The following is a 21,820-nucleotide window of genomic DNA, read 5'->3' as shown; positions in this document are numbered from 1 at the left end:
TTCGGCTGCTCATGGCCGTGTTCATGGGTGTGGCCGCCACTTTGGCCGGGCCCGGCGGCACCGCGCACGCGGCCGTGCCCGATTCCCCCGCCGTGACGTACACCAACCCGATCGCCGAGAAGCGGGCCGACCCGCACATCTTCAAACACACCGACGGCTACTACTACTTCACCGCGACCGTCCCCGAGTACGACCGGATCGTGCTGCGCCGGGCGACCACCATCCAGGGACTGTCGACGGCGGCCGAGACCACGATCTGGACCAAGCACTCCAGCGGGGTCATGGGCGCGCACATCTGGGCGCCGGAGATCCACTTCATCGACGGCAAGTGGTACGTGTACTTCGCCGCCGGATCCACCAGTGACGTGTGGGCGATCCGGATGTACGTCCTGGAAGGCACCGGCGCCAACCCGCTGACCGCCACCTGGACCGAGAAGGGCCAGATCAGGACCACGTGGGAGAGCTTCTCGCTGGACGCGACGACCTTCGTCGTGAACGGTGTGCGCTATCTGGCGTGGGCGCAGCGCAACCCGGCGGAGAACAACAACACCAGCCTGTTCATCGCGAAGATGTCCAACCCCTGGACGATCAGCGGGACTCCGGCCGAGCTGTCGCAGCCCACGCTGTCCTGGGAGACGATCGGGTACAAGGTCAACGAGGGCCCGGCGCTGATCCAGCACGCGGGCAAGGTGTTCATGACGTACTCGGCGAGCGCGACGGACGCCAACTACTGCCTGGGCATGCTCACCGCGTCCGCGACGGCCGACCTCACGAACCCGGCGTCCTGGACGAAGAGCCAGAACCCGGTGTTCCGGACCAGCGCCGCGACCTCGCAGTACGGTCCGGGCCACAACTCCTTCACCGTCTCCGAGGACGGGAAGTCGGACATCCTCGTCTACCACGACCGCGGCTACAAGGACATCAGCGGCGACCCGCTGAACGACCCCAACCGCCGTACCCGCGTGCAGAAGGTCTACTGGAAGGCGGACGGCACCCCGGACTTCGGCATCCCGGTCGCCGACGGCGTCACCCCGAAGCGCTTCTCGTCGTACAACTTCCCGGACCGGTTCATCCGGCACTGGGAGTACCGCGCGAAGATCGAGGCGAACGTCTCACCGCTCGCCGACTCGCAGTTCCGGGTCGTACCCGGGCTCACGGGCAACGGCACGGTCTCCCTGGAGTCGGCCAACTTCCCCGGCTACTACCTGCGGCACAAGAACTTCGAGGTGTGGGTGGAGAAGAACGACGGGACGACGGCGTTCGCCTCCAGTGCCAGCTTCTTCCAGCGGGCCGGGCTCGCCGACTCCGCGGGAGTGTCGTACGAGTCCGCCGGCTCCGCGGGCCGCTACCTCCGGCACTACAACTACCTGCTGTACGTGCAGACTCCGAGCACGGCCACCGACAGGGAGGACGCGACCTTCCACGCCCAGTGACCGGACGGTTCACGGGCTTTTCTCGGGGCATCCGGAGAGGTGACTCTCCGGATCCGCGAGGAGCGACAGTGACGACAGGGCGACTCCCCGATCACGAACAGCGCATACTGGACGAGGTGGAGCGCGCCCTGCGCCGCGACCGCCGTCTGGAGCGCCGGCTGCGCACCGGGCGGCTGCGTCGGCGGCCGGACCTTTCCCGGGTGGCGCACTACCGGCCGCACGTCCTGACCGTGGGCCTGCTGCTCGCGGTGTCGGTCACGCTCATGGTGACCGGCATCGTCACCTCGCGGCCCGCGGTGATCTGGGCCTTCGCGGCCGTCTGGCCGCTGGCCCTGTTCGCGGTGTTCCGTCTCCTGTGCCGCTGGACGGAACCCTGAACCGCACGCCCAGCCGTTCCGACGCCGACCGGTCTCACGCCTCGCCGTTCCCGAACGCCGACTCGATCGGCCGCTCGTCGACCAGGACCCGCCCCTGCGGCGGCCCGGCGAGCAGCGCGCGCACCGCGGTCAGGACGTCCGACGCCACATGACCGGCCCGTGCCGTCTCCTCCGGCCGGGTCCGCTCGTCCGGTACGAGGATCCCGTGGGCGCCCACCCGGGCCGCGGCCTCGGCGTCCGCGGCGGTGCCGACGACGGCGCAGTCGCCCGGCGCGGTGCACACCCGGCCCGCCGCCCAGAGGATCAGGCCGGGTTCGGGCGGACGGCAGTGGCAGCCGTCCTCGGGGCCGTGCGGGCACACACCCCAGATGTCGAAGGGGCCGAGCAGTTCGTCCACGCGGTGGTTGACGGCCCGTAGGTCGGCGTCACTGAGACCCTTGTCGCCGACGCCCGGTCGCAGGGCGACGAACCCGGTGCGGATGTCGTGCAGCCGCAGCATGGCGAGCGCCTCACGGGCACCGGGCGCCGCTCGCACCCGGTCGGGGTCGGGCGGGTCTTCGGCGAGGATGCTGTCGCGGTCGAACAGCACCGTACGCACGCGCGTCATGCGGCACCTCCCGGCTCTCGCGTGCACTCGTTCCTCTCCGCGAGTAACCGCATGGGGCCGGTCCATGCGGCCGGGTGTGATCCACCGGGTCAGGTGGAGTCGGATCCCGCGTACGCCCTTCGCCGACGCCGAGGCTGCGCCAAGTATGTGAGACCCCTTTGAAGTCCCCGCTGAGCTGGACCGATTCCCTAAGATCAGCTCGTGGTCACCTTCCTCCTCGAACGTACGGCCCCGCTCTCCCAGGACGAGGCCTGGCGCCGTCTCACGCAGTGGCCCCGCCACGGCGAGAACGTTCCCCTGACGCGCGTCACCGTCGTGCCGCCGGGGCCGACGGCCGAGGGCACACTCGTCGTCGCACGCTCGGGAGTGGGCCCGTTCCGCTTCGACGACCCCATGGAGGTCACGGTCTGGCGCCCGCCGGCGGAGGGCGTCTCCGGCCTGTGCCGCCTGGAGAAGCGCGGTCGTGTGGTGCGGGGCTGGGCCGAACTGGAGGTGCGTCCGGGCCCGGGCGGCCGGGCGCGCGTGATCTGGCGTGAGGAGCTGCGGGTCCCCCTGCTCCCCGCGCCCTTGCTGGGCACGGCGGCCAGGGCGGTGTTCGGGCGAGCGCTGAACCGGCTGCTGCGGGGGGCCTGAGGAGCATGCAACAGTGGGTGCCATGACGGCAGTTGACGGTACGACCGTGCGGGTGGACGAGATCGAGGAGCTCGCGGTGGACGGGCTGCGGTGGCTGGTGTCCACCGCGCGGGAGACGGCCGACGGCGGACTCGCCTGGCCGGACCCGTACTCGCGGGAGGAGACGGACCCGACCCTGTACAGCGGCACGGCCGGAATCGTCTCCGTGCTCCTGGAGGCATGGCGGCACTTCGGCGACGACTCCTACGCCGACCTGGCCCTGCGCGCGGGCCGCGGTGTGGCCGGCGCCGTCGACGGCCACGAGGACGACTCGCTGTACTTCGGCCGGTCCGGCATGGCCCTGGTCCTGCACACGGTGCGCGAGGAACTCGGCGACACCGCCTGCGGTGCGGGGGCCGACCGTGCGATGGCTCTGGTGCGTGCGCACTTCGACGGGGAGCGCTGGGGCGAGCTGTTCGAGCTGATGGGCGGCAACGGCGGGATCGGCCTGGCCGCGCTGGAGGTCGGCGACCCCGAGTTCGCCGTCCTCGCGGTGGAGCCCTATCTGCGGGCGGCGGAGAAGACCCCCTGGGGCGTCACCTGGCCGCACCGTCCGGGCATCGAGGCCCGGCTGCACCACATGTCCCACGGCACGCTGGGCATCGCCTACGCCCTGGCCCGGATCGGCCACGCGACCGGCCGCGCCGACCTGGTCGCACTCGCGCTGGCCGGGGTCGCGGACGTCGTGGCCCGCGACGAGGGCGGCCCGGACGGCTTCCTGGTCCGGCACTCCACCCCGCAGCACCGGCCGGACCTGATCGAGCCGATCAGCTACGGCTGGTGCCACGGCCCGGCAGGCGACGCCCACATGTTCCGGCTGCTGCGCGACATCAACGGCGGTCCCGCCTGGGCCGCGCTCGCCGACCGCTGCTGGCACACCGTCACCCACTCCGGCCTCCCCGAGCGACTGCGCCCGGGGTTCTGGGACAACAACGGCCGTTGCTGCGGCACGGCCGGCGTCCTCGCCCTGGCCTGCGACCGGATCGCCGAACGGGGCGAACGGACCGAGGGGCAGGAGTCGTACGACTTCGCGCGGGTCCTGGTCGCCGACCTCGCCGTCCGCGCGGTCCGGGATGCCGAGGGCGCGCGCTGGTCCAACGTCGAGCACAAGGCCACCCCGAGCGACCTCGAACCCCGCGGCGACTGGGCGCAGGGCGCCGCGGGCATCGTGCGTGAGCTGCTGCGGTTCGTGCGGCTGAGCCGGGGCGGTGATCCGCGGTACGCCTTCGCGTGGCCGGACCAGCCTCAGGTGTCCGCTCAGGCCACCGACCCGATCCGCCGGGCCGGTGCCGACGTCACGTCGTGATGGATCGGCGTGTGCGCGCCGGTGAGGGAGATGCCGCTGCCGCCCCGCCGGGCCGCGACGATCTCCGCGGCGATGGACAGGGCCGTCTCCTCGGGCGTACGAGCGCCGAGGTCGAGGCCGATGGGTGAGCGCAGACGCGCCAACTCCAGCTCGGTCACGCCGACTTCGCGCAGGCGTTCGTTGCGGTCGAGGTGGGTGCGGCGGGAGCCCATGGCGCCCACGTAGGCGACCGGGAGCCGGAGGGCCAGGCGCAGCAGGGGGACGTCGAACTTGGCGTCGTGGGTGAGGACGCACAGGACGGTCCGGGTGTCGACCCGCGTGCGCTCCAGGTACGTGTGCGGCCACTCGACGACTATCTCGTCGGCCTCCGGGAAGCGCGCCTTCGTCGCGAAGACGGGGCGCGCGTCGCACACGGTGACCCGGTAGCCGAGGAACTTCCCGACCCGTACCAGGGCCGACGCGAAGTCGATCGCGCCGAAGACGATCATCCGGGGCGGTGGCACGGAGGACTCGACGAGCACGGTGAGCGGGGCGCCGCAGCGTGAGCCCTGTTCGCCGATCTCCAGGGTGCCGGTGCGGCCCGCGTCCAGGAAGGCACTGGCCTCGGCGGCGATCGTGCGGTCCAACTCGGGGTGGGCGCCGAAACCGCCGTGACCGTCCAAGTCCTCCGGCCCCACGACGAGCGCACGGCCGACGAGTTCGCGCGGGCCCGAGACGATCCGGGCCAGCGCCGCCGCCCGGCCCCGCGCGGCGGCTTCGAGGGCTCCCGCGACCACCGGGCGGTCGCGGTCGCCGGCGCGGACCGGGGTGACGAGGATGTCGATGACGCCGCCGCAGGTGAGGCCGACGGCGAAGGCGTCCTCGTCGCTGTAGCCGAAGCGTTCGAGGACCGACTCCCCGTCCTCCAGGGCCTGTTGGCACAGTTCGTACACCGCGCCCTCCACGCAGCCGCCTGAGACCGAGCCGATCGCCGTGCCGTCGGCGTCCACCGCGAGGGCGGCGCCGGGCTGGCGGGGCGCGCTGCCGCCGACGGCCACCACGGTGGCCACGGCGAAGTCGCGTCCCTGCTCGACCCACCGGTGCAGCTCGTCGGCGATGTCCAGCATGTCTCGGTCTCCTTGTCAGCGGTTGCGTACGGGTGCGTTCGGGCGGCTAGTGCACGCCCATCCAGCTCTCGATCGGGTTGAGGGCGTAGTACACCAGGAAGATCGCCGTCAGTCCCCACATGAAGGCGCCGATCTCCCGCGCCTTGCCCTGCGCGGCCTTGATGGCGACGTACGAGATGACGCCCGCGGCGACGCCCGCGGTGATCGAGTAGGTGAACGGCATGATCACGACGGTCAGGAAGACCGGGATCGCGGTGGCGCGGTCGGCCCAGTCGACATGGCGGGCGTTCATCATCATCATGGCGCCGATCACCACGAGGGCGGCGGCCGCGACCTCGCCGGGCACGATCGCCGTGAGCGGGGTGAAGAAGAGACAGGCCGCGAAGAACAGGCCGGTGACGACGGAGGACAGTCCGGTGCGGGCGCCTTCCCCGACCCCGGTCGCCGACTCGACGAAGACCGTCTGCCCGGAGGCGCCGGCCACTCCGCCGATCGCGCCGCCCGCGCCGTCGATGAACAGCGCCTTGGACAGGCCCGGCATCCTGCCCTGCTCGTCGGCGAGTTTCGCCTCGGTGCCGACGCCGATGATGGTGGCCATCGCGTCGAAGAACCCGGCGAGCACCAGCGTGAACACGATCATGCCGACCGTCATCGCGCCGACCTCGCCCCAGCCGCCGAACTCGACCTTCCCGAAGATCGAGAAGTCGGGCATGGAGACCGCGCTGCCGTGCAGTTCGGGGGCGCCGCTCGCCCACTGCTTCGGGGCGATGGCACCGACCGCGTTGAGGACGACGGCGAGTACGGTCCCGCCGACGATGCCGATGAGAATCGCGCCGGGGATGCCCCGCGCCTGGAGCATGAAGATCGCGAGGAGGGTGACGGCGAACAACAGGACGGGCCAGCCCGCGAGTTCGCCCGTCGGGCCGAGCGTCACCGGGGTCGCCTTGCCCTGGTGGACGAAGCCGGCCTTGTAGAAGCCGATCAGGGCGACGAACAGGCCGATGCCCATGGTGATCGCGTGCTTGAGGGCCAGCGGGATCGCGTTCATGATCATCTCGCGCAGGCCCGTGACGACCAGCAGCATGATGACCACGCCGTACATCACGCACATGCCCATGGCCTGCGGCCAGGTCATCACGGGTACGACCTGCGAGGACAGCACACCGGAGACGGAGAGGCCGGCGGCGAGCGCGAGGGGCACCTTGCCGAGGAAGCCCATCAGCAGCGTGGTGAGGGCGGCCGCGAACGCGGTCGCGGTGATGAGTGCCTTCTGGCCGAGCGTGTCCCCCGCCGCGTCCTTGCCGGACAGGATCAGGGGGTTGAGCAGGAGGATGTACGCCATCGCCATGAAGGTGGTGACGCCACCGCGCAGTTCACGCGCGACGGTGGATCCTCGCCGGGATATGTGGAAGTACCGGTCGAGCCAGGACCTGCCGGCCGGGACGCGGGTGCCTTCTCCCGCGTCGTCGGCGACGGTCGCCGGCTCCAGTTGCTGCTGGGTCATGTGGGCCTACTCCCAAGGTTCACAGGGGCACCCGTCAACCGCCTCTGCGGCTGCGGGATTTGGGAAGGTGCTTCGGCCGCACGACCCGGGGGACGGCCCGAGACGAACGAACTGGGTACTCCGGGCGGCGCGGCGAGGTGTGACGTCCCGGTGCCGCCCGGAGGGACTTGCTACGCCGTGCCCGTGAGGTGTTCGGGCCGTACCGGCGTCCTGTTGAGCTCCAGCCCGGTCGCGTTGCGGATCGCCGCGAGGACGGCCGGGGTCGAGGACAGGGTGGGTGCCTCGCCGATGCCGCGTAGCCCGTACGGCGCGTGGTCGTCGGCGAGTTCGAGCACGTCGACGGGGATGGTCGGCGTGTCGAGGATCGTGGGGATCAGGTAGTCCGTGAAGGAGGGGTTCTTCACCTTCGCCGTCTTCGGGTCGACGATGATCTCCTCCATCACCGCGACGCCCAGGCCCTGGGTCGTACCGCCCTGGATCTGGCCGATGACGGACAGCGGGTTGAGCGCCTTGCCGACGTCCTGCGCGCAGGCCAGCTCGATCACCTTGACCAGGCCGAGCTCGGTGTCGACCTCGACAACCGCGCGGTGGGCGGCGAAGGAGTACTGGACGTGGCCGTTGCCCTGCCCGGTGCGCAGGTCGAAGGCCTCGGTCGGCCGGTGCCGCCACTCCGCCTCGACCTCGACGCTCTCCCCTTCGAGCACGTCGACCAGGTCCGCGAGCACCTCGCCGCCGTCGGTGACGACCTTGCCGCCCTCCAGGAGCAGTTCGGCGGTGGCCCAAGCGGGGTGGTAGGAGCCGAACTTGCGGCGCCCGAGCTCCAGGACCTTCTCCCGGACCAGCTCGCAGGAGTTCTTCACGGCGCCGCCGGTGACGTACGTCTGCCGGGAGGCCGAGGTCGAACCCGCCGAGCCCACCTGGGTGTCCGCGGGCTGGATGGTCACCTGGGTGACACCGAGCTCGGTGCGGGCGATCTGCGCGTGGACGGTGACTCCGCCCTGTCCCACCTCCGCCATGGCGGTGTGCACGGTGGCGACGGGTTCGCCGCCGACCACCTCCATGCGGACCTTCGCCGTGGAGTAGTCGTCGAAACCCTCGGAGAAGCCGACGTTCTTGATGCCGACCGCGTAGCCGACCCCCCGCACGACGCCTTCGCCGTGAGTGGTGTTGGACAGGCCGCCCGGCAGCTGCCGTACGTCGGCCGCCTCGCCGGCCGAGAGCCACTGCTGCTCCGGAGGGAGCGGCATCGCCTTGACGCGGCGCAGGAGTTCGGCGACCGGGGCCGGGGAGTCCACGGGCTGGCCCGTCGGCATGATCGTGCCCTGCTCCATGGCGTTCAGCTGCCGGAACTCCACCCGGTCCATGCCCACCGCGTCGGCGAGCTTGTCCATCTGCGCCTCGTAGGCGAAGCACGCCTGGACCGCGCCGAAGCCGCGCATCGCGCCGCAGGGCGGGTTGTTGGTGTAGAGGGCGATGGCCTCGATCTCGACGTCGTCGACGACGTAGGGCCCGATGCCGAGCGAGGAGGCGTTGCCGACGACCGCCGGCGAGGCGGAGGCGTACGCGCCGCCGTCGAGGACGATCCGGCACTTCACGTGGGTCAACTTGCCCTCGCGCGTGGCCCCGTGCTCGTAGTACAGCTTGGCGGGGTGCCGGTGGACGTGCCCGAAGAAGGACTCGAACCGGTTGTAGACGATCTTGACGGGCTTGCCGGTGCGCAGCGCCAGCAGACAGGCGTGGATCTGCATCGACAGGTCCTCGCGACCGCCGAAGGCACCGCCGACTCCGGAGAGCGTCATGCGGACCTTGCGCTCGGGCAGGCCGAGTACGGGCGCGATCTGCCGCAGGTCGGAGTGGAGCCACTGGGTGGCGACGTAGAGGTGGACGCCACCGTCCTCGTCCGGCACGGCGAGACCCGACTCGGGGCCGAGGAAGGCCTGGTCCTGCATGCCGAAGGTGTACTCGCCCTTGACGACGAAGTCGGCCTTCTTCGCGGCCTCCTGGACGTCACCGCGGACGATCGGCTGCCGGTGCACGATGTTGGGGTGCGGGACGTGCCCGATGTGGTGGTCGTCGCGGTTCTCGTGGACGAGGATCGCGTCGGGGGCGGTCGCGGAGGCCTCGTCGGTGATGACGGGCAGCTCGCGGTACTCGACCTTGATCTTGGCGGCGGCGCGGCGGGCGGTCTCCGGGTGGTCGGCGGCGACGATGGCGACCGGCTCACCATGGTGACGGACCTTGCCGTGGGCGAGGACGGGGGTGTCCTGGATCTCCAGACCGTAGCTCTTCACGTCGGTCGGCAGGTCGTCGTACGTCATCACGGCGTACACGCCCGGCAGGGCGAGGGCCTCACTCGTGTCGATGGACACGATCTCGGCGTGCGCGACGGTCGAGCGCAGGATCTGCCCCCAGAGCATGTCCTCGTGCCACATGTCGGACGAGTACGCGAACTCGCCGGTGACCTTGAGGGTGCCGTCCGGGCGGAGCGTGGACTCGCCGATGCCGCCCTTGGTCTTCGAACCCTGGGTGATCTTGGTGGGGGTGCCGTTGGGAGTGGACATCTCAGACCGCCTCTCCCTGCCGGGCGGCCGCGAGGCGGACCGCGTCCATGATCTTCTCGTAGCCGGTGCAGCGGCACAGGTTGCCCGACAGCGCCTCGCGGATGTCCGCGTCGGTCGGGCTCGGGTTGCGCTCCAGCATCTCGTCGGCGGCGACCAGCAGCCCCGGGGTGCAGAAGCCGCACTGGACGGCACCGGCGTCGATGAACGCCTGCTGGATCGGGGAGAGTTCGGTGCCCTCGCCGGTCTGGGAGTCCTGTCCCTCGGCGGCATGCTGCCCACAGGAGCGCTGCTTTGCGTAGTCGGCGAGCCCCTCGACGGTCACGACCTCGCGCCCCTCGACCTGCCCGGCGGCGACCAGGCACGAGCACACCGGAACGCCGTCCAGCCGGACCGTGCACGACCCGCACTCGCCCTGCTCGCAGGCGTTCTTGGAACCTGGCAGCCCGAGCCGCTCGCGCAGCACGTACAGCAGGGACTCGCCCTCCCACACGTCGTCGGCTTCCTGCGGACGACCGTTGACAGTGAAGTTGACGCGCATTACGCAGCTCCCTCCGTGGTGGCGGCGGTGCCGCGGTACGACTCCCAGGTCCAGGTCAGCGTGCGGCGGGCCATGATGCCGACCGCGTGGCGGCGGTAGCTCGCCGTGCCCCGGACGTCGTCGATCGGGTTGCAGGAGGCGGCGCACAGGTCCGCGAACTGCTTGGCGACCGAGGGGGTGATGATCTTGCCGTTGTCCCAGAACCCGCCCTCTTCGAGAGCCGCGTTCAAGAACTCCTCGGCGGCCTTGGCCCGAACGGGGGTGGGAGCGGCCGAACCGATCCCGGTCCGCACGGTCCGCGTCCGGGGGTGCAGGGCGAGCCCGAAGGCGCACACCGCGATGACCATGGCGTTCCTGGTCCCCACCTTGGAGTACTGCTGGGGCCCGTCGGCCTTCTTGATGTGCACGGCGCGGATGAGCTCGTCGGGGGCCAGCGCGTTGCGCTTCACGCCGGTGTAGAACTCGTCGATCGGGATGAGACGCGATCCGCGCACCGACTCGACCTCGACCTCCGCGCCGGCCGCGAGGAGCGCGGGGTGGGCGTCACCGGCCGGGGAGGCGGTGCCGAGGTTGCCGCCGACACCGCCGCGGTTGCGGATCTGCGGGGAGGCCACCGTGTGCGAGGCGAGGGCCAGGCCCGGGAGCTCGCCGCGCAGGTGCTCCATGATGTGGGTGTACGGCACGGAGGCGCCGAGCCGCACGGAGTCCTCACCGACCTCCCACTCGGTGAGGTCGGTGACGCGGTTCAGGTCGAGCAGGTACTCGGGCCGCCGATGGTCGAAGTTGATCTCGACCATCACGTCGGTGCCGCCCGCGATGGGCACAGCGGTGGGGTGCTCAGCCTTGGCGGCGAGCGCCTCCTCCCAACTGGCGGGGCGAAGGAAGTCCATGACCGGCTCTCTTCTTCGTCTCGTGATCGTACGGATCGAGCCAGATCGTGTGCGGCGGCCCCGGCTCGTTCATGTGCTCTTTACGTGGAGTGGAGCCAGTACACAGCGCCGTACTCCGAGCGGGTCAGTCACGGAAACCATGAAGGAGTTGGCTGGTCGCGGCCCTCATCTTGTAGATTCGTATGAACGGAGGCCCTCGGTAACCTCCATGTTTTGCCGCGGAAACGTGCGGCACGACCCACGTGACCTGGGACACAGCCCCGGAGGCGGCAGCGGCCGCTCCCCACTCCACCGGACCCCTTCTCCATCGTAGATTTCGAGACACAGAACGGCGGCGACGAGAATGCGGCTGCGCGCACTGCTGGACACCGACGCGCTGGGCCTGCGGCTGCTGGGCGGCGAGGACGAGCTGGATCGCACCGTGCGCGGTGTGATGACCACCGACCTGCGCGACCCCAGCCGCTACCTCTCGGGCGGCGAGCTGGTCCTGACGGGCCTCGCCTGGCGGCGGGACGCCGCCGACTCGGAGCCTTTCGTGCGGCTCCTGGTGCAGGCCGGTGTGGTGGCGCTGGCGGCCGGCGAGGCGGAGCTGGGCGATGTCCCGGAGGACCTGGTCGTCGCGTGCGCCCGGCACCGCCTCCCCCTGTTCGCGGTGCACGAGTCGGTGGCCTTCGCGACCATCACCGAGCACGTCGTACGGCAGGTCTCCGGCGAGCGTGCGGGCGACCTGGCGGCCGTGGTGGACCGGCACCGCCGCATGATGACGTCGGGCCCGGCGGGCGGCGGCCCGGACGTGGTCCTCGACCTCCTCGGCTCGGACCTGGACCTGCGCGCCTGGGTCCTCTCCCCGACCGGCCGCCTGATCGCGGGCCCGAAGGTGGCCGGCCCCGGCCTTCCCGCGGACACCTGCGCGAAGCTGGCGGCGGAACACCTGGCCGCGGCCCGCACCGGCCGCCGGGGCCCGCACCGGGTCACGCTCGGCGCGTCGACGTACTCCCTCTTCCCGGTCCGCAGCAGCGGCCGGTCCCCGCAGGCCTCCAGGGACGTCCGCGAGACCGTCCTGTCCGACTGGCTGCTGGCCGTGGAGGCGGACGCCGGGGACTGGCCGGCGGAGCGCCTGGACCTGCTCCAGGGCGTCACCCAGCTGATCGCGGTCGAGCGGGACCGCAGGGACGCGGCCCGCACGGTCCGCCGCCGGCTGGCCCAGGAGGTCCTGGAACTGGTCCAGACGGGCGCTGCCCCGGCCGAGATCGCCGCCCGCCTGCGGGTCGCCGCCCCGGTCCTGCTCCCCGGCCTGGGGGCGGCCCCCCACTGGCAGGTCGTGGTGGCGAGGGTCGAATGGCAGGACGGCGAGCTGGACGGCGGCCCGATGGCCCAGGCCCTGCTGGAGGAGATCCTGGTGGACCCGTCGGCCACGGGTCCCGAGCCCTCCGACCGCATAGCGGTCGCCCACACGGGCGACGAGGCGATCGCGCTCGTCCCCCTCCCCGCCGTCTCGGCCGAACACGACGGCTCGGAGTCGGGCATCCTGGCGGACGCGCTGCTCGAGTCGGTCCGGGACCCGCTGTCGGCCGGCCTCGACGACGACGGCCGGGTCACCCTGGGCGTCAGCGCGTCGGTGCACTCCGCGGAGGGGCTCAGAGGCGCGCTGGAGGAGGCCCGCCACGCGCGCAGGGTGGCGGCGGCCCGGGTCGGCAGAGTGTGCGCGGCGGGCCACCAGGAGCTGGCCTCGCACGTCCTGCTGCTCCCCTTCGTCCCCGACGACGTCCGCCGCGCCTTCACCGCCCGTCTCCTCGACCCGCTCCGGGACTACGACCGCCGCCACCGGGCCGAGTTGATCCCCACCCTGGAGGCCTTCCTGGACTGCGACGGCTCCTGGACCCGCTGCGCGACCCGCCTCCACCTGCACGTCAACACGCTGCGCTACCGCGTCGGGCGGATCGAGCAGTTGACGAGCCGGGACCTCTCACGCCTCGAGGACAAGCTGGATTTCTTCCTGGCGCTGCGGATGAGCTGAAGCCTGTGGGGCCCCCGACTCCCACGACTTTGTGAATTCCTTCACCCACCCTCTTGGCCGGGCCCGTCGTTTCGTGCTGAGATGCCGCCACCACTCAAAGCTCGACGGCGTGCTCGGGGAGGGCAACGTGGCGCATACCGCCATGTCTGGTAACGGAACGACCGCCGGTGACGATCCACTCCAGACCGCGGTATGGCGGCTGCGCTCAAGGGCCTGCTGGGCCGACGCGGCCGCCCTGCTCCAACCGGTCACCGCGCAGGCGGCCCTGCAGCGAGCGGCACTCCTGGTGGAACGCTGCCTGTACACGGAGCAGGGCTGGCCGGAGGCGGAGGACGCGCTGCGCACCGCCGAGGCACTGGCCCACAGCGACGACGAGCGGGGGGCGGCCGCTTGTGAACGGGGGCAACTTGCGTACGCCTCCACGCTCCACGGGGTCCGGGACCGCGCGGACGAGGCGCGGGCGGCGCTGGGCCGAGCGGCCGCGCTGATCGCCCCGGGGGCGGAGGGAAGGGCCCTGCTGGACTTCCGCCGGGGGCTGCTGGCGGAGAACCTGACCCACTCCCCGCAGGCGGCCCGGGCGGCCTACCGCCGCGCCCACGCGGGCGCCACGGCCCAGTCCGACCCCCTGCTCCTGTCCTTCACATGGCGCCACCTCGCCGGACTGGCCCTGCGGGAAGGCGAGTTGGCTGAGGCGCGGCACGGCTTCGCCGAATCACTGCGGATCCGCGAGGAGTTGGGCTACCTGGTGGGCACGGCCCCGGCCCTCGCCTCGCTGGCGGACGCGGAGGCGGAACCGGAGGCGTCCCGGCTGCGCGAGGAGGCGCGGCGGTTGTACCGGTTGCTCGGGGGTGTACCGACGTGGCTGGCACGGCAGTTGACTCCGCCGGCGGCCACGGCGTGAGGTGACCGGGGCGCGTCAGGGGGTGCCGGGCGGGGTTGTCGGGCGGCTGCGGGCCCGGTGGGGGCTGGTCGCGCAGTTCCCCGCGCCCCTGAGGAGTTGCGGTCACCGTGGATCAGGGGCGGGGGGAACTGCGCAAAACGCCCGCCCCCACCGGGCCCGCAGCCGAACGACAACCCACCCGCCGCTCAGGCGCCGCCGGCGAAGTGCCCGCCGACCAGCCCCCGCACCACATCCAGATCCCGCGCGATCAACGCGTCCAGCAGTGCCGTGTGCTCCGCCGCGTCCGCGATCAGGTCCGCCCGCCCCCGCACGGCGGATCCACCCACCAGCGGCCACTGCGACCGCCGGTGCAAGTCCTCGGATATCTGCACCAGTTGCTCGTTCCCCGACAGCAGCAGCACCGCCCGGTGAAACGCCCGGTCGGCCTCCGCGTACGTCGCCCGGCACCCCGAGGACGCGGCGCGTACGGTCGCCTCCGCCGCCGGCCGCAACTCCGCCCACCGCTCCACCGGCACACTGCGCGCCAGCCGCAACACCACAGGCACCTCGATCAGCGCCCGCACCTCGGCCAACTCGGCCAGCTCACGGGCGCCGCGCTCGACCACCCGGAACCCACGGTTGGGAACGACCTCGACGGCCCCCTCCAGCGCGAGCTGCTGCATGGCCTCGCGCACGGGCGTCGCCGACACCCCGAACCGTTCCCCGAGCGCGGGCGCCGAGTACACCTCACCGGGCCGCAGGTCCCCGGCGACCAGCGCCGTACGCAGAGCGTCGAGGATCTGCCCCCGCACCGAGGCGCGCTGCACGACGGGACGAGGAATCGGCACCTCACTGTGGGTGTGCTCGCCCCGGGCCCCGGAACCCGCCTCGGCCCGAGCCCGCGCCGTGCCGGAGGCCCGCGTCTGCGGCGGCACCCGTACCGCCTCCGTGTTCCGGTCCGCGTCCCGCTCGGCACCCCCCGTCCCGGCGGAGCCCTGCGCACCCTGCTTCACGGGCCCTCCTGCGGACGTGTCGGTACTTGAGGTCATTAACGGCAGGTTGTTACTCACCCGTCAAGCACCTTAGGCGCAGAACGCTCCAGTTCAAATCCCGAATGACTTGGTAAGGTAAGGCTTACCTCTAGTCGACTGCGAATCGGTGGCCCCGCATGCCCGCACCGCTGCCCGCCCCCCGTTCGGCTCCCCGTTCCGCCGTTCGTTCGGCCGTCACCGCCGCCTACGAGCGCCTGACCGAGGCCCTCCCGGCGGTCACGGTCACGGAGCTGCCCGAGGACACCCCCCTCCCGGACACCGACGGCTGGGTCACCGCCGCCGACCTCGCGGGGAACGCGGCCACCCTGGACGCCTTCCTCACCTGGGACGACGAGCAGGTCCTCAGGGACAACGCCGTGAAGGGCCGCCCGGACGTGATCGCCGGTTTCGGCCTGCACCGCTATGCCTGGCCGGCCTGTCTCCTCTTCACCGTCCCGTGGTTCCTGCACCGCCGGGTCCCCCGCTACCCCGTGACCCACGTCTCCTACGACCGCACCCGGGGCCCGATGTCCCTCGCGGTCCACCCCGGCCCCTTCGCCTGCCTCCCGGACGACCCGGCGGCGACCCTGCCGGGCGCGTACACGGTCCCCGACGAGGAGTCGCTGCGCGCCGAGCTGCGGGAGGCGGTCGCCGAGCACATGGACCCGCTCCTCGCCTCCTTCGGCCCGCGCATGCGCCGCCGCGGCAGGGCTTTGTGGGGCATGGTGACCGACGAGATCGTCGAGGGGATCTGGTACGTCGCCGAGCTGTTCGGCGAGCACGAGAAGCGCCGGGCCGAGCACGCCCTGGAGCTCCTGCTGCCCGGGACGACGAAGCCGTACGTCGGCACCCCGGCCTTCCGCGTGCTCGCCGGTCCGGACGGCCGGCCCCTGCGCACCCGGGACCGGGTGAGCTGCTGCATGTACTACACGCTGGCTCCGGACGACACCTGCGCCACCTGTCCGCGCACCTGCGACACCGACCGTGTCGCCAAGCTGACGGCGGCCGTGGCCAGTTGAGGCACCCTCAGGGGACCCCGCCGCGGACCCCTTCTCCGCGTCCCGTAAGATCAACGCCGACTGGGACGCCCGTTCGGTTACAGGGGATTCACAACTTCCTCACCAGGCGCAGGAACTTTCCGTGGAACCACCCGTACGGGTAGTCTTATTCGAACTCAACTCCCGCCCCTCAAGCGGCAGTTCGAGCAGAACGCCGCCCTGGGCAACCCCTTGCACTTCCTTGGCGGCCTCTTGCCCCGAAAACGCCTGAGGGCCGTTGGGATTGGGCCACTATGGCGGGCGTTACGCCCTATCCCAATGCAAGGGACCCCAGATGAGACTGACCGACATATCGCTGAACTGGTTGCTTCCGGGCGCCGTACTGCTCCTGGGCATGCTGGCGGCGGTGGCGGTGCTCGCGCGGAGCAAGCGGTCCGGCGGGGAGCACGCGAAAGACGACTCGTGGGAGCGGAGCGAGGAGCGCCGCAGGCGCAAGGAAGCCATATACGGCACCGCCTCCTATGTCCTCCTGTTCTGCTGTGCGGCGGTTGCCGCCGCCCTCTCCTTCCACGGTCTGGTGGGCTTCGGCCAGGAGAACCTCGGTCTCTCCAACGGCTGGGAGTACCTGGTCCCGTTCGGCCTGGACGGCGCGGCGATGTTCTGCTCCGTGCTCGCGGTGCGCGAGGCCAGCCACGGTGACGCGGCCCTCGGCTCCCGGATACTCGTGTGGACGTTCGCCGGCGCGGCGGCCTGGTTCAACTGGGTGCACGCGCCCAGGGGTTTCGGCCACGACGGCGCCCCGCAGTTCTTCTCCGGCATGTCCCTCTCGGCGGCCGTCCTGTTCGACCGCGCGCTGAAGCAGACCCGCCGGGCCGCGCTGCGCGAGCAGGGTCTGGTGCCGCGTCCGCTGCCCCAGATCCGCATCGTCCGCTGGCTGAGGGCGCCGCGTGAGACGTACAAGGCCTGGTCGCTGATGCTGCTGGAGAACGTGCGCAGCCTGGACGAGGCGGTCGACGAGGTCCGCGAGGACAAGCGTCAGAAGGAGGCGGCCCGCCTCAGGCGCCGCGAGCAGGAGCGGGTCGAGCGCGCGCAGCTCAAGGCGATCAGCCGGGGTCACCGCGGGTTCGTCGGCCGGGGCGGCGGGCGCCAGTTGGAGCAGCAGCCGCCGGCCGCCGCCCTGGAGCGAGCCTCCGCGGAGCCTGCGATATCCACCCCGGAGCCGCTGCCCGTCCGTCAGCGTCCCTCTCTCCAGCCCGTCCGCGGCGGTTCTGAGTCGCACTCCGTCGACCTCACCGCGGAGGACGACACAATGGCCCTGCCGCGTCTCGACTCGCTGGAGCGCAAACTCAAGGATCTTGAGCAGCAGTTCGGCTGAGGCGAGGGCCGAGGCCTGAAGGGCGCGGCCGCGAGGCCGGAGCTCCATGGGAAGGGGGCGTGACCGACGCGGTCACGCCCCCTTCCCGTGGTTCACGCCGCTCCGGCGTCGAGTTCGAACCAGACGGACTTGCCCACGCCGTGCGCCCGTACGCCCCAGGCGTCCGCGAGGGACTGCACCAGGGCCAGGCCCCTGCCGTGCGTACTGTCGTCGGGGGCGGGTATGCGCACCCGGGGTATGCGGGCCACGAAGTCCCGCACCTCCACCCTCAGGGCCCGTGGCCCGATCGTGGCCGTGACGACCGCGTCGTGGTCGGTGTGCACGAGTGCGTTGGTGACGAGTTCACTGGTGAGCAGTTCGGCTATCTCGGATCGCCCTGGTCTCCCCCAGTGTCGTAACAGCTCGCGCAAAGCCCTGCGTGTCTCCGGTACGGCCCCCAGGTCCGCCCGCTCCAGTCTGCGCCGGAGCTGCGGCGACTGCGCCTGCTCCCGGGCGCTGTCGGCCTTCTCCTCCATGGTGTGTGCCGAGAAGGCCCCTACCGTCGTGGGACCGCCTCCTCGTGCCTGCCTCTTCATGACCCCCGCCCGCGTGCCGATGTCGGTTTCCCTCCTGCTCGAACACGTTCACGGGGATCCATGCCCCTGTAGTTCAGGCGGCAGTCATGTCGAATCGTCAACGACCAGGTGTTCGGCCACGTTTGCGGAGGCGACCACGGTCGTGTCGGCGGGGTGGACGCGTCCCGGACCGCCCCCGCGTGCGACGGCGCGGTCACCAGCGGACGGCGCACCGTGGCGGTCGGTACGGGCCTCCCGCCACGCGGCGCCTGTGCCGTTGGTCCCCTCCAGGCGGCATGTGCCCTGCCCACCGGCGTCCGCCCGCCGGACCGGCCGGCCGGCGCACGAGCCCTTCCCGAGTGGGGAGTTACGGGAAAGTACCTGGTCGGCGGGGTGGCTCCGAGAGCCGGGAGGAGGGAACGGACCGGGCTTGCCAGGTGAGCGCCGGTCCCGGACCCGCGCGGGCCCGGCCCGTACCCCAGGTCGGGCGCCCGCCGTACGACGGCTCACGCGCCCCTTGGACGCGTGCGCCCCCGCCACCGGCGCCCGACGAACGGGGCTCGGTGAGCGGGGGTGAGCGGGTGCGTACGTTCCCTCGGGCGGCCTTCGCGTCCCGGTGCCGCAGGGCCCCTGGCCCACCTGGCTCCGGGACACCGGGACCGCCCGGCATGGGCCGATCCGCCGACTCGGTCCTGTCGACCTCGCCGTATCCCGCGAAGGGCTGGGGCGGCAGGGAAACTGGCCTGATTTGGCCGCTACTTGCTGCCGAGGCCCTTGGTGCCGATGTGCATGATCTTGTGGCTGCCGCGGGTCATGTCGACCACGAGGGTGCTGGTCTGGCCCGCGCTCCAGGTGAGGGTGACGACGGCCTCGGTGCGGGTGGCGTTGGTGCCGTTGTCGGTGACCTTCCACGCGAGGGGCACGTTCTGGGCGCGCAGGACGCCGTCGGCGTGCTCCTTGTCCTCCCAGGCGTTCAGTTCCTTCTGGAACGCGGGCGTCAGGTAGTGCGCGCGCAGCGCGTCCTGGAGTTCGCCGCCGCCCTCGTCGGTCACCGCGTCGATGTAGGCGCCGTAGAAGTCGGCGATGCGCGTGATGTTGTCGGAGGGCTTCCCGCTGACGCTGCGCGGTGCTCCGGCCGAGGCCTGGGCGGTGACCCCGAGGCCGAGGGCCAGGGCGAGGCCTACGGCCAGGGTGGTGCGGCGGGTCGCCTTGGTCGTGTTCATCTGTGTTCCCCGTTTTCTTTCCGGTTCCTGCTGCTGGTCGTGCGGTCCGTGCGGGGCCGCCCGCCCGACCCCCGTGCGGGAGGGCGGCCCCGCTGCTCAGTGGAGCTTGTTGACCGCGGTGGCGGTCGTCTTCTTGAAGGCCTTCACCGGGGCGTCGGCGAAGTCGCCCATCTGGGACCACTCCACGACGGTGACGGTCCGGTCGTCCCGGCCGACGGACAGCAGGTGGATGTCGGTGGCGCCGAACGAGTGCTCGGTGTGCAGGCCGTGCACCCGGGCGCCCTCCTCGACCGCGACCTTGCCGTAGTCCTTGTACGTCGCCTCGACGTCCGGGTCGCGCTGTTCGAGGCGGTCCGCGCAGGTGCGGATCTCCTTGTTCATGCTGGCGGCGAGGGCGGCGGCCTTGGTCTTGGTGCCGACCTCGATCGTCAGCTGGCGGGCGCTGGTGTCCAGGTCGGTCCGGAAGTCGCGGTAGCGGGAGTCGTAGCCCGGCAGCGCGTCCTCCAGGCAGAGGAGCAGTTCGTCCGGGACCCCGTCGGTCACCTTGCCCGCCGTCCAGGCGGACGAGGGGTGCGGCGGGAGGTCGCCGGCCGAGAGGAACCTGGGCGCGGCCGGCGCGGCAGCGGCCTGCACGGCGAGGGTGACGCCGAGCGTGAGGCCGGTGAGAGAGAGTACGGTGAGCGCGCCTGCTCGACTGCGCTTGGGCATGGGTGTCCCCCGTGAGATACGTGCATGGATGTGGGATGCCACCACGACGCCGGATGGTCGGTCCGGCCCGGTCGGTGTGACACCAAGAGCATCAGCGGTCGCAGGGGGCGGACGCAACACGGGACACGGGATCTGTCGGCATGGAACCATCCCAGGGCGTCTGACGTGCAGGTACAGGGAGTGCCTGGGATACGGGATCAAGGGGGAAATCGTTGTCGGCACCGGAACCACAGGACGATGTCCAGGAGTTCGCGGCCCTGCTGCGGAGGCTGAAGGAGCGCACGGACCGCAGCTACGGTTCGCTGGCCCGGCGGCTGAACATGAACACCTCGACCCTGCACCGGTACTGCGCGGGGGACGCCGTACCCGTCGACTTCGCACCGGTGGAGCGGTTCGCGGCGCTGTGCGGCGGTTCGGCCGAGGAGCGGATGGAGCTGCACCGGCTGTGGCTCGCGGCGGTGGCGGCGCGACAGCGGCCGCGGACCGCGGAGCCGTCGCCGTCGCCGTCGCCGTCGCCGGTGGCATCGGAGTCGTCTGAGTCGGCGGAGTCGTCCGTCGCTCTCGTCGTGCCGGCCGAGGAGGGGCCGGGCGACGACGAGCGTGCGGGTGAGGGAGCGGCCGACAGCGAAGGTGCGGGTGCGGGTGAGTCGGACACCGTGCAGGTGACGGGGTCCGCTCCTCCGCCCCGCCCCTGGTACCGCCGTCGGCGTTTCCTCGTGACCGCGGCCGCCGTCGTGGTCGCTCTCGCCACCCTGGGCAGTCTGTCGGCGCTGCCGTCCGGCCGTCCCGCCTCGGACACCGTGGCCCAGGCTCCCGACCCATCGTCCCGGACGACGGCGTCGGGCCCGACCGCCCGTTCCGGATCGCCGTCACCGAGTCCCTCCGCCACGTCCGCCTCCCCCTCGGCCAAGGCCACCGGAACACGACCCTCCGCTTCGGCGTCACACGGCCGCGGCACCGCGAAGGAGAGCGCGGGGACCGGGCAGCAGGGGACCTCCGTCGGCACTCCCCTGACCTGGACGGCGAACTCCCAGATCTGGGAGGGAAGCTGCGGGCACGACTACGTCATCGACAAGCCGCCCTCCCAGGTCCCCCCGCCCCCGCTCGTGCAGGACGCCGGGATCTGGGCGGCGACGCAGGGCGCGATCCACGGGCGCGAGACGAAGGTGCAGATCTCCGTGCAGGGGCGGTCGTCCACGGCCGTCGTGCTGGAGGCGCTCCGCGTCCGGATCACCGGCCGCAGCTCCCCCGCACCCGGTACCGCGTACGCCATGGACCAGGGCTGCGGCGGCGGGATCACCCCGCGCGGCTTCGACGTGAACCTGGACATCGACCGCCCCGTCGCCCACGCGGTGGCCGGCAACGACACCGGACAGACCGTCCCCGCGGTGCAGTTCCCCTACCGGGTCTCCGCCACGGACCCGGAGGTGCTGCTGGTCAGCGCGACGACGCAGACGTACGACTGCAACTGGTACCTCGAACTGGACTGGTCCTCGCAGGGCCGCACCGGCACGGTCCGCATCGACGACCACGGCCGCCCGTTCCGCACGACCAGCATCAAGGGCCTGACCCGCCTCTGGTACGGCACGAACAGTGCCGGTGAGCGGGCGTGGGTGCCGTCCGGCACTTAGGGCCTTCTGCTAGGGCTTTTCTGCCGCGGACCCGACGCGGTGAGCCGTGCCGTCGGCGTCCACGTAGGTGAACTCCCGCAGTCCGTAAGGAGTGTCGGTCGGTTGCCCGAAGCGGCCCTCGACGCCCGACGCCGTCCACTCCGCATGGACGGCGTCGGCGTCGCTCACATAGAGGTAGACGACGGCGCCGGTGCGCAGCGGGTCGTGCTCGCTCCACTCGCTGAGGTGGATCGAGACCGACCCGCGCTCGACGAAGCCGTACCGCTGCGGACCGTCGTGGGCACGCGCGGCGAAGCCCAGCAGGCGGTATCGCTCCAGGGCCGCGTCGAGGTTCCGGACCGGGACGACGGGCGCGACGTCGGTGAAGGCGATGTCTGGCATGCCGTCAGTCTCGCATCCACGCCACTCG

The 21,820-nt window shown here is 71.8% G+C and carries 20 protein-coding genes; 9 read left to right on the top strand and 11 right to left on the bottom strand.

The window, feature by feature from the left end; genetic code table 11:
* Nucleotides 1-11: 11 nt before the first annotated feature.
* Nucleotides 12-1,433: a family 43 glycosylhydrolase gene (locus ABZ098_RS12470; RefSeq protein ID WP_356590512.1), complete on the top strand. Its 1,422-nt coding sequence runs from the start codon at nucleotides 12-14 to the stop codon at nucleotides 1,431-1,433.
* Nucleotides 1,434-1,501: 68 nt separating this feature from the next.
* Nucleotides 1,502-1,810, top strand: a complete 309-nt coding sequence (locus ABZ098_RS12465) for a DUF3040 domain-containing protein (RefSeq protein WP_356590002.1) — start codon at nucleotides 1,502-1,504, stop codon at nucleotides 1,808-1,810.
* Between the two features lie 34 nt (nucleotides 1,811-1,844).
* Here ABZ098_RS12465 and ABZ098_RS12460 read toward each other — a convergent pair whose 3' ends face one another.
* On the bottom strand, nucleotides 1,845-2,417 hold the full coding sequence (locus ABZ098_RS12460; protein ID WP_356590001.1) for an HAD-IIIA family hydrolase: 573 nt from the start codon (nucleotides 2,415-2,417) through the stop codon (nucleotides 1,845-1,847).
* A 201-nt stretch (nucleotides 2,418-2,618) separates the two neighbouring features.
* Here ABZ098_RS12460 and ABZ098_RS12455 point away from each other — a divergent pair, with 201 nt between their 5' ends.
* Both ABZ098_RS12455 and ABZ098_RS12450 read left to right on the top strand, forming a co-directional pair.
* A complete protein-coding gene (locus ABZ098_RS12455; RefSeq protein ID WP_356589999.1) occupies nucleotides 2,619-3,050 on the top strand; it encodes an SRPBCC family protein in 432 nt (143 codons plus the stop codon).
* A 22-nt stretch (nucleotides 3,051-3,072) separates the two neighbouring features.
* Nucleotides 3,073-4,395 (top strand): lanthionine synthetase LanC family protein, encoded by a 1,323-nt coding sequence (locus tag ABZ098_RS12450; protein WP_356589997.1) that lies wholly within the window; start codon nucleotides 3,073-3,075, stop codon nucleotides 4,393-4,395.
* Here the strand turns inward: ABZ098_RS12450 and ABZ098_RS12445 are convergent.
* The 5 genes from ABZ098_RS12445 to ABZ098_RS12425 form a co-directional block, all read right to left on the bottom strand.
* Nucleotides 4,347-5,501, bottom strand: a complete 1,155-nt coding sequence (locus ABZ098_RS12445) for an XdhC/CoxI family protein (RefSeq protein WP_356589995.1) — start codon at nucleotides 5,499-5,501, stop codon at nucleotides 4,347-4,349. The genes ABZ098_RS12450 and ABZ098_RS12445 overlap by 49 nt on opposite strands.
* 46 nt (nucleotides 5,502-5,547) lie before the next feature.
* Nucleotides 5,548-7,005: an NCS2 family permease gene (locus tag ABZ098_RS12440; protein WP_356589993.1), complete on the bottom strand. Its 1,458-nt coding sequence runs from the start codon at nucleotides 7,003-7,005 to the stop codon at nucleotides 5,548-5,550.
* Between the two features lie 170 nt (nucleotides 7,006-7,175).
* Nucleotides 7,176-9,566: a molybdopterin cofactor-binding domain-containing protein gene (locus ABZ098_RS12435; protein ID WP_356589991.1), complete on the bottom strand. Its 2,391-nt coding sequence runs from the start codon at nucleotides 9,564-9,566 to the stop codon at nucleotides 7,176-7,178.
* 1 nt (nucleotide 9,567) lies between these two features.
* A complete protein-coding gene (locus ABZ098_RS12430) occupies nucleotides 9,568-10,104 on the bottom strand; it encodes a (2Fe-2S)-binding protein (RefSeq protein WP_356589989.1) in 537 nt (178 codons plus the stop codon).
* Entirely contained in the window at nucleotides 10,104-10,994 is an 891-nt protein-coding gene (locus ABZ098_RS12425) for a xanthine dehydrogenase family protein subunit M (protein WP_356589988.1), read from the bottom strand. The genes ABZ098_RS12430 and ABZ098_RS12425 overlap by 1 nt, the downstream gene beginning before the upstream one ends.
* A gap of 343 nt (nucleotides 10,995-11,337) precedes the next feature.
* Here ABZ098_RS12425 and ABZ098_RS12420 point away from each other — a divergent pair, with 343 nt between their 5' ends.
* Together ABZ098_RS12420 and ABZ098_RS12415 are read left to right on the top strand one after the other, a co-directional pair.
* Entirely contained in the window at nucleotides 11,338-13,011 is a 1,674-nt protein-coding gene (locus ABZ098_RS12420) for a PucR family transcriptional regulator ligand-binding domain-containing protein (RefSeq protein ID WP_356589986.1), read from the top strand.
* A 127-nt stretch (nucleotides 13,012-13,138) separates the two neighbouring features.
* On the top strand, nucleotides 13,139-13,912 hold the full coding sequence (locus ABZ098_RS12415; protein ID WP_356589984.1) for a hypothetical protein: 774 nt from the start codon (nucleotides 13,139-13,141) through the stop codon (nucleotides 13,910-13,912).
* Nucleotides 13,913-14,097: 185 nt separating this feature from the next.
* Here the strand turns inward: ABZ098_RS12415 and ABZ098_RS12410 are convergent, their stop codons facing one another.
* The gene (locus ABZ098_RS12410) at nucleotides 14,098-14,904 is read right to left on the bottom strand and encodes a GntR family transcriptional regulator (RefSeq protein WP_356589982.1); all 807 of its coding nucleotides are present in this window, start codon (nucleotides 14,902-14,904) and stop codon (nucleotides 14,098-14,100) included.
* A 155-nt stretch (nucleotides 14,905-15,059) separates the two neighbouring features.
* Between ABZ098_RS12410 and ABZ098_RS12405 the strand changes: the two genes are divergently transcribed.
* Complete coding sequence (locus ABZ098_RS12405) at nucleotides 15,060-15,941, top strand: (2Fe-2S)-binding protein (RefSeq protein WP_356589980.1); 882 nt, start codon at nucleotides 15,060-15,062, stop codon at nucleotides 15,939-15,941.
* A gap of 313 nt (nucleotides 15,942-16,254) precedes the next feature.
* Nucleotides 16,255-17,295: a DUF2637 domain-containing protein gene (locus tag ABZ098_RS12400; RefSeq protein WP_356589978.1), complete on the top strand. Its 1,041-nt coding sequence runs from the start codon at nucleotides 16,255-16,257 to the stop codon at nucleotides 17,293-17,295.
* Nucleotides 17,296-17,387: 92 nt separating this feature from the next.
* Here the strand turns inward: ABZ098_RS12400 and ABZ098_RS12395 are convergent, their stop codons facing one another.
* The 3 genes from ABZ098_RS12395 to ABZ098_RS12385 form a co-directional block, all read right to left on the bottom strand.
* Nucleotides 17,388-17,810, bottom strand: a complete 423-nt coding sequence (locus tag ABZ098_RS12395) for an ATP-binding protein (protein WP_356589976.1) — start codon at nucleotides 17,808-17,810, stop codon at nucleotides 17,388-17,390.
* A gap of 794 nt (nucleotides 17,811-18,604) precedes the next feature.
* Nucleotides 18,605-19,072, bottom strand: coding sequence for a hypothetical protein (locus tag ABZ098_RS12390; RefSeq protein ID WP_356589974.1), 468 nt, complete (start codon nucleotides 19,070-19,072; stop codon nucleotides 18,605-18,607).
* Between the two features lie 96 nt (nucleotides 19,073-19,168).
* Nucleotides 19,169-19,780, bottom strand: coding sequence for a hypothetical protein (locus ABZ098_RS12385; RefSeq protein ID WP_356589972.1), 612 nt, complete (start codon nucleotides 19,778-19,780; stop codon nucleotides 19,169-19,171).
* A gap of 212 nt (nucleotides 19,781-19,992) precedes the next feature.
* Between ABZ098_RS12385 and ABZ098_RS12380 the strand changes: the two genes are divergently transcribed.
* On the top strand, nucleotides 19,993-21,411 hold the full coding sequence (locus tag ABZ098_RS12380) for a helix-turn-helix transcriptional regulator (RefSeq protein WP_356589970.1): 1,419 nt from the start codon (nucleotides 19,993-19,995) through the stop codon (nucleotides 21,409-21,411).
* A 9-nt stretch (nucleotides 21,412-21,420) separates the two neighbouring features.
* Here ABZ098_RS12380 and ABZ098_RS12375 read toward each other — a convergent pair whose 3' ends face one another.
* The gene (locus ABZ098_RS12375) at nucleotides 21,421-21,792 is read right to left on the bottom strand and encodes a VOC family protein (RefSeq protein ID WP_356589968.1); all 372 of its coding nucleotides are present in this window, start codon (nucleotides 21,790-21,792) and stop codon (nucleotides 21,421-21,423) included.
* Nucleotides 21,793-21,820 lie beyond the last annotated feature (28 nt).

Source organism: Streptomyces sp. NPDC006335 (genome assembly GCF_040612795.1).
Taxonomy (GTDB): Bacteria; Actinomycetota; Actinomycetes; order Streptomycetales; family Streptomycetaceae; genus Streptomyces.
The sequence above is the reverse complement of the archived record's forward strand: the minus strand, read 5'-3'. Positions and strand labels throughout refer to the sequence as shown.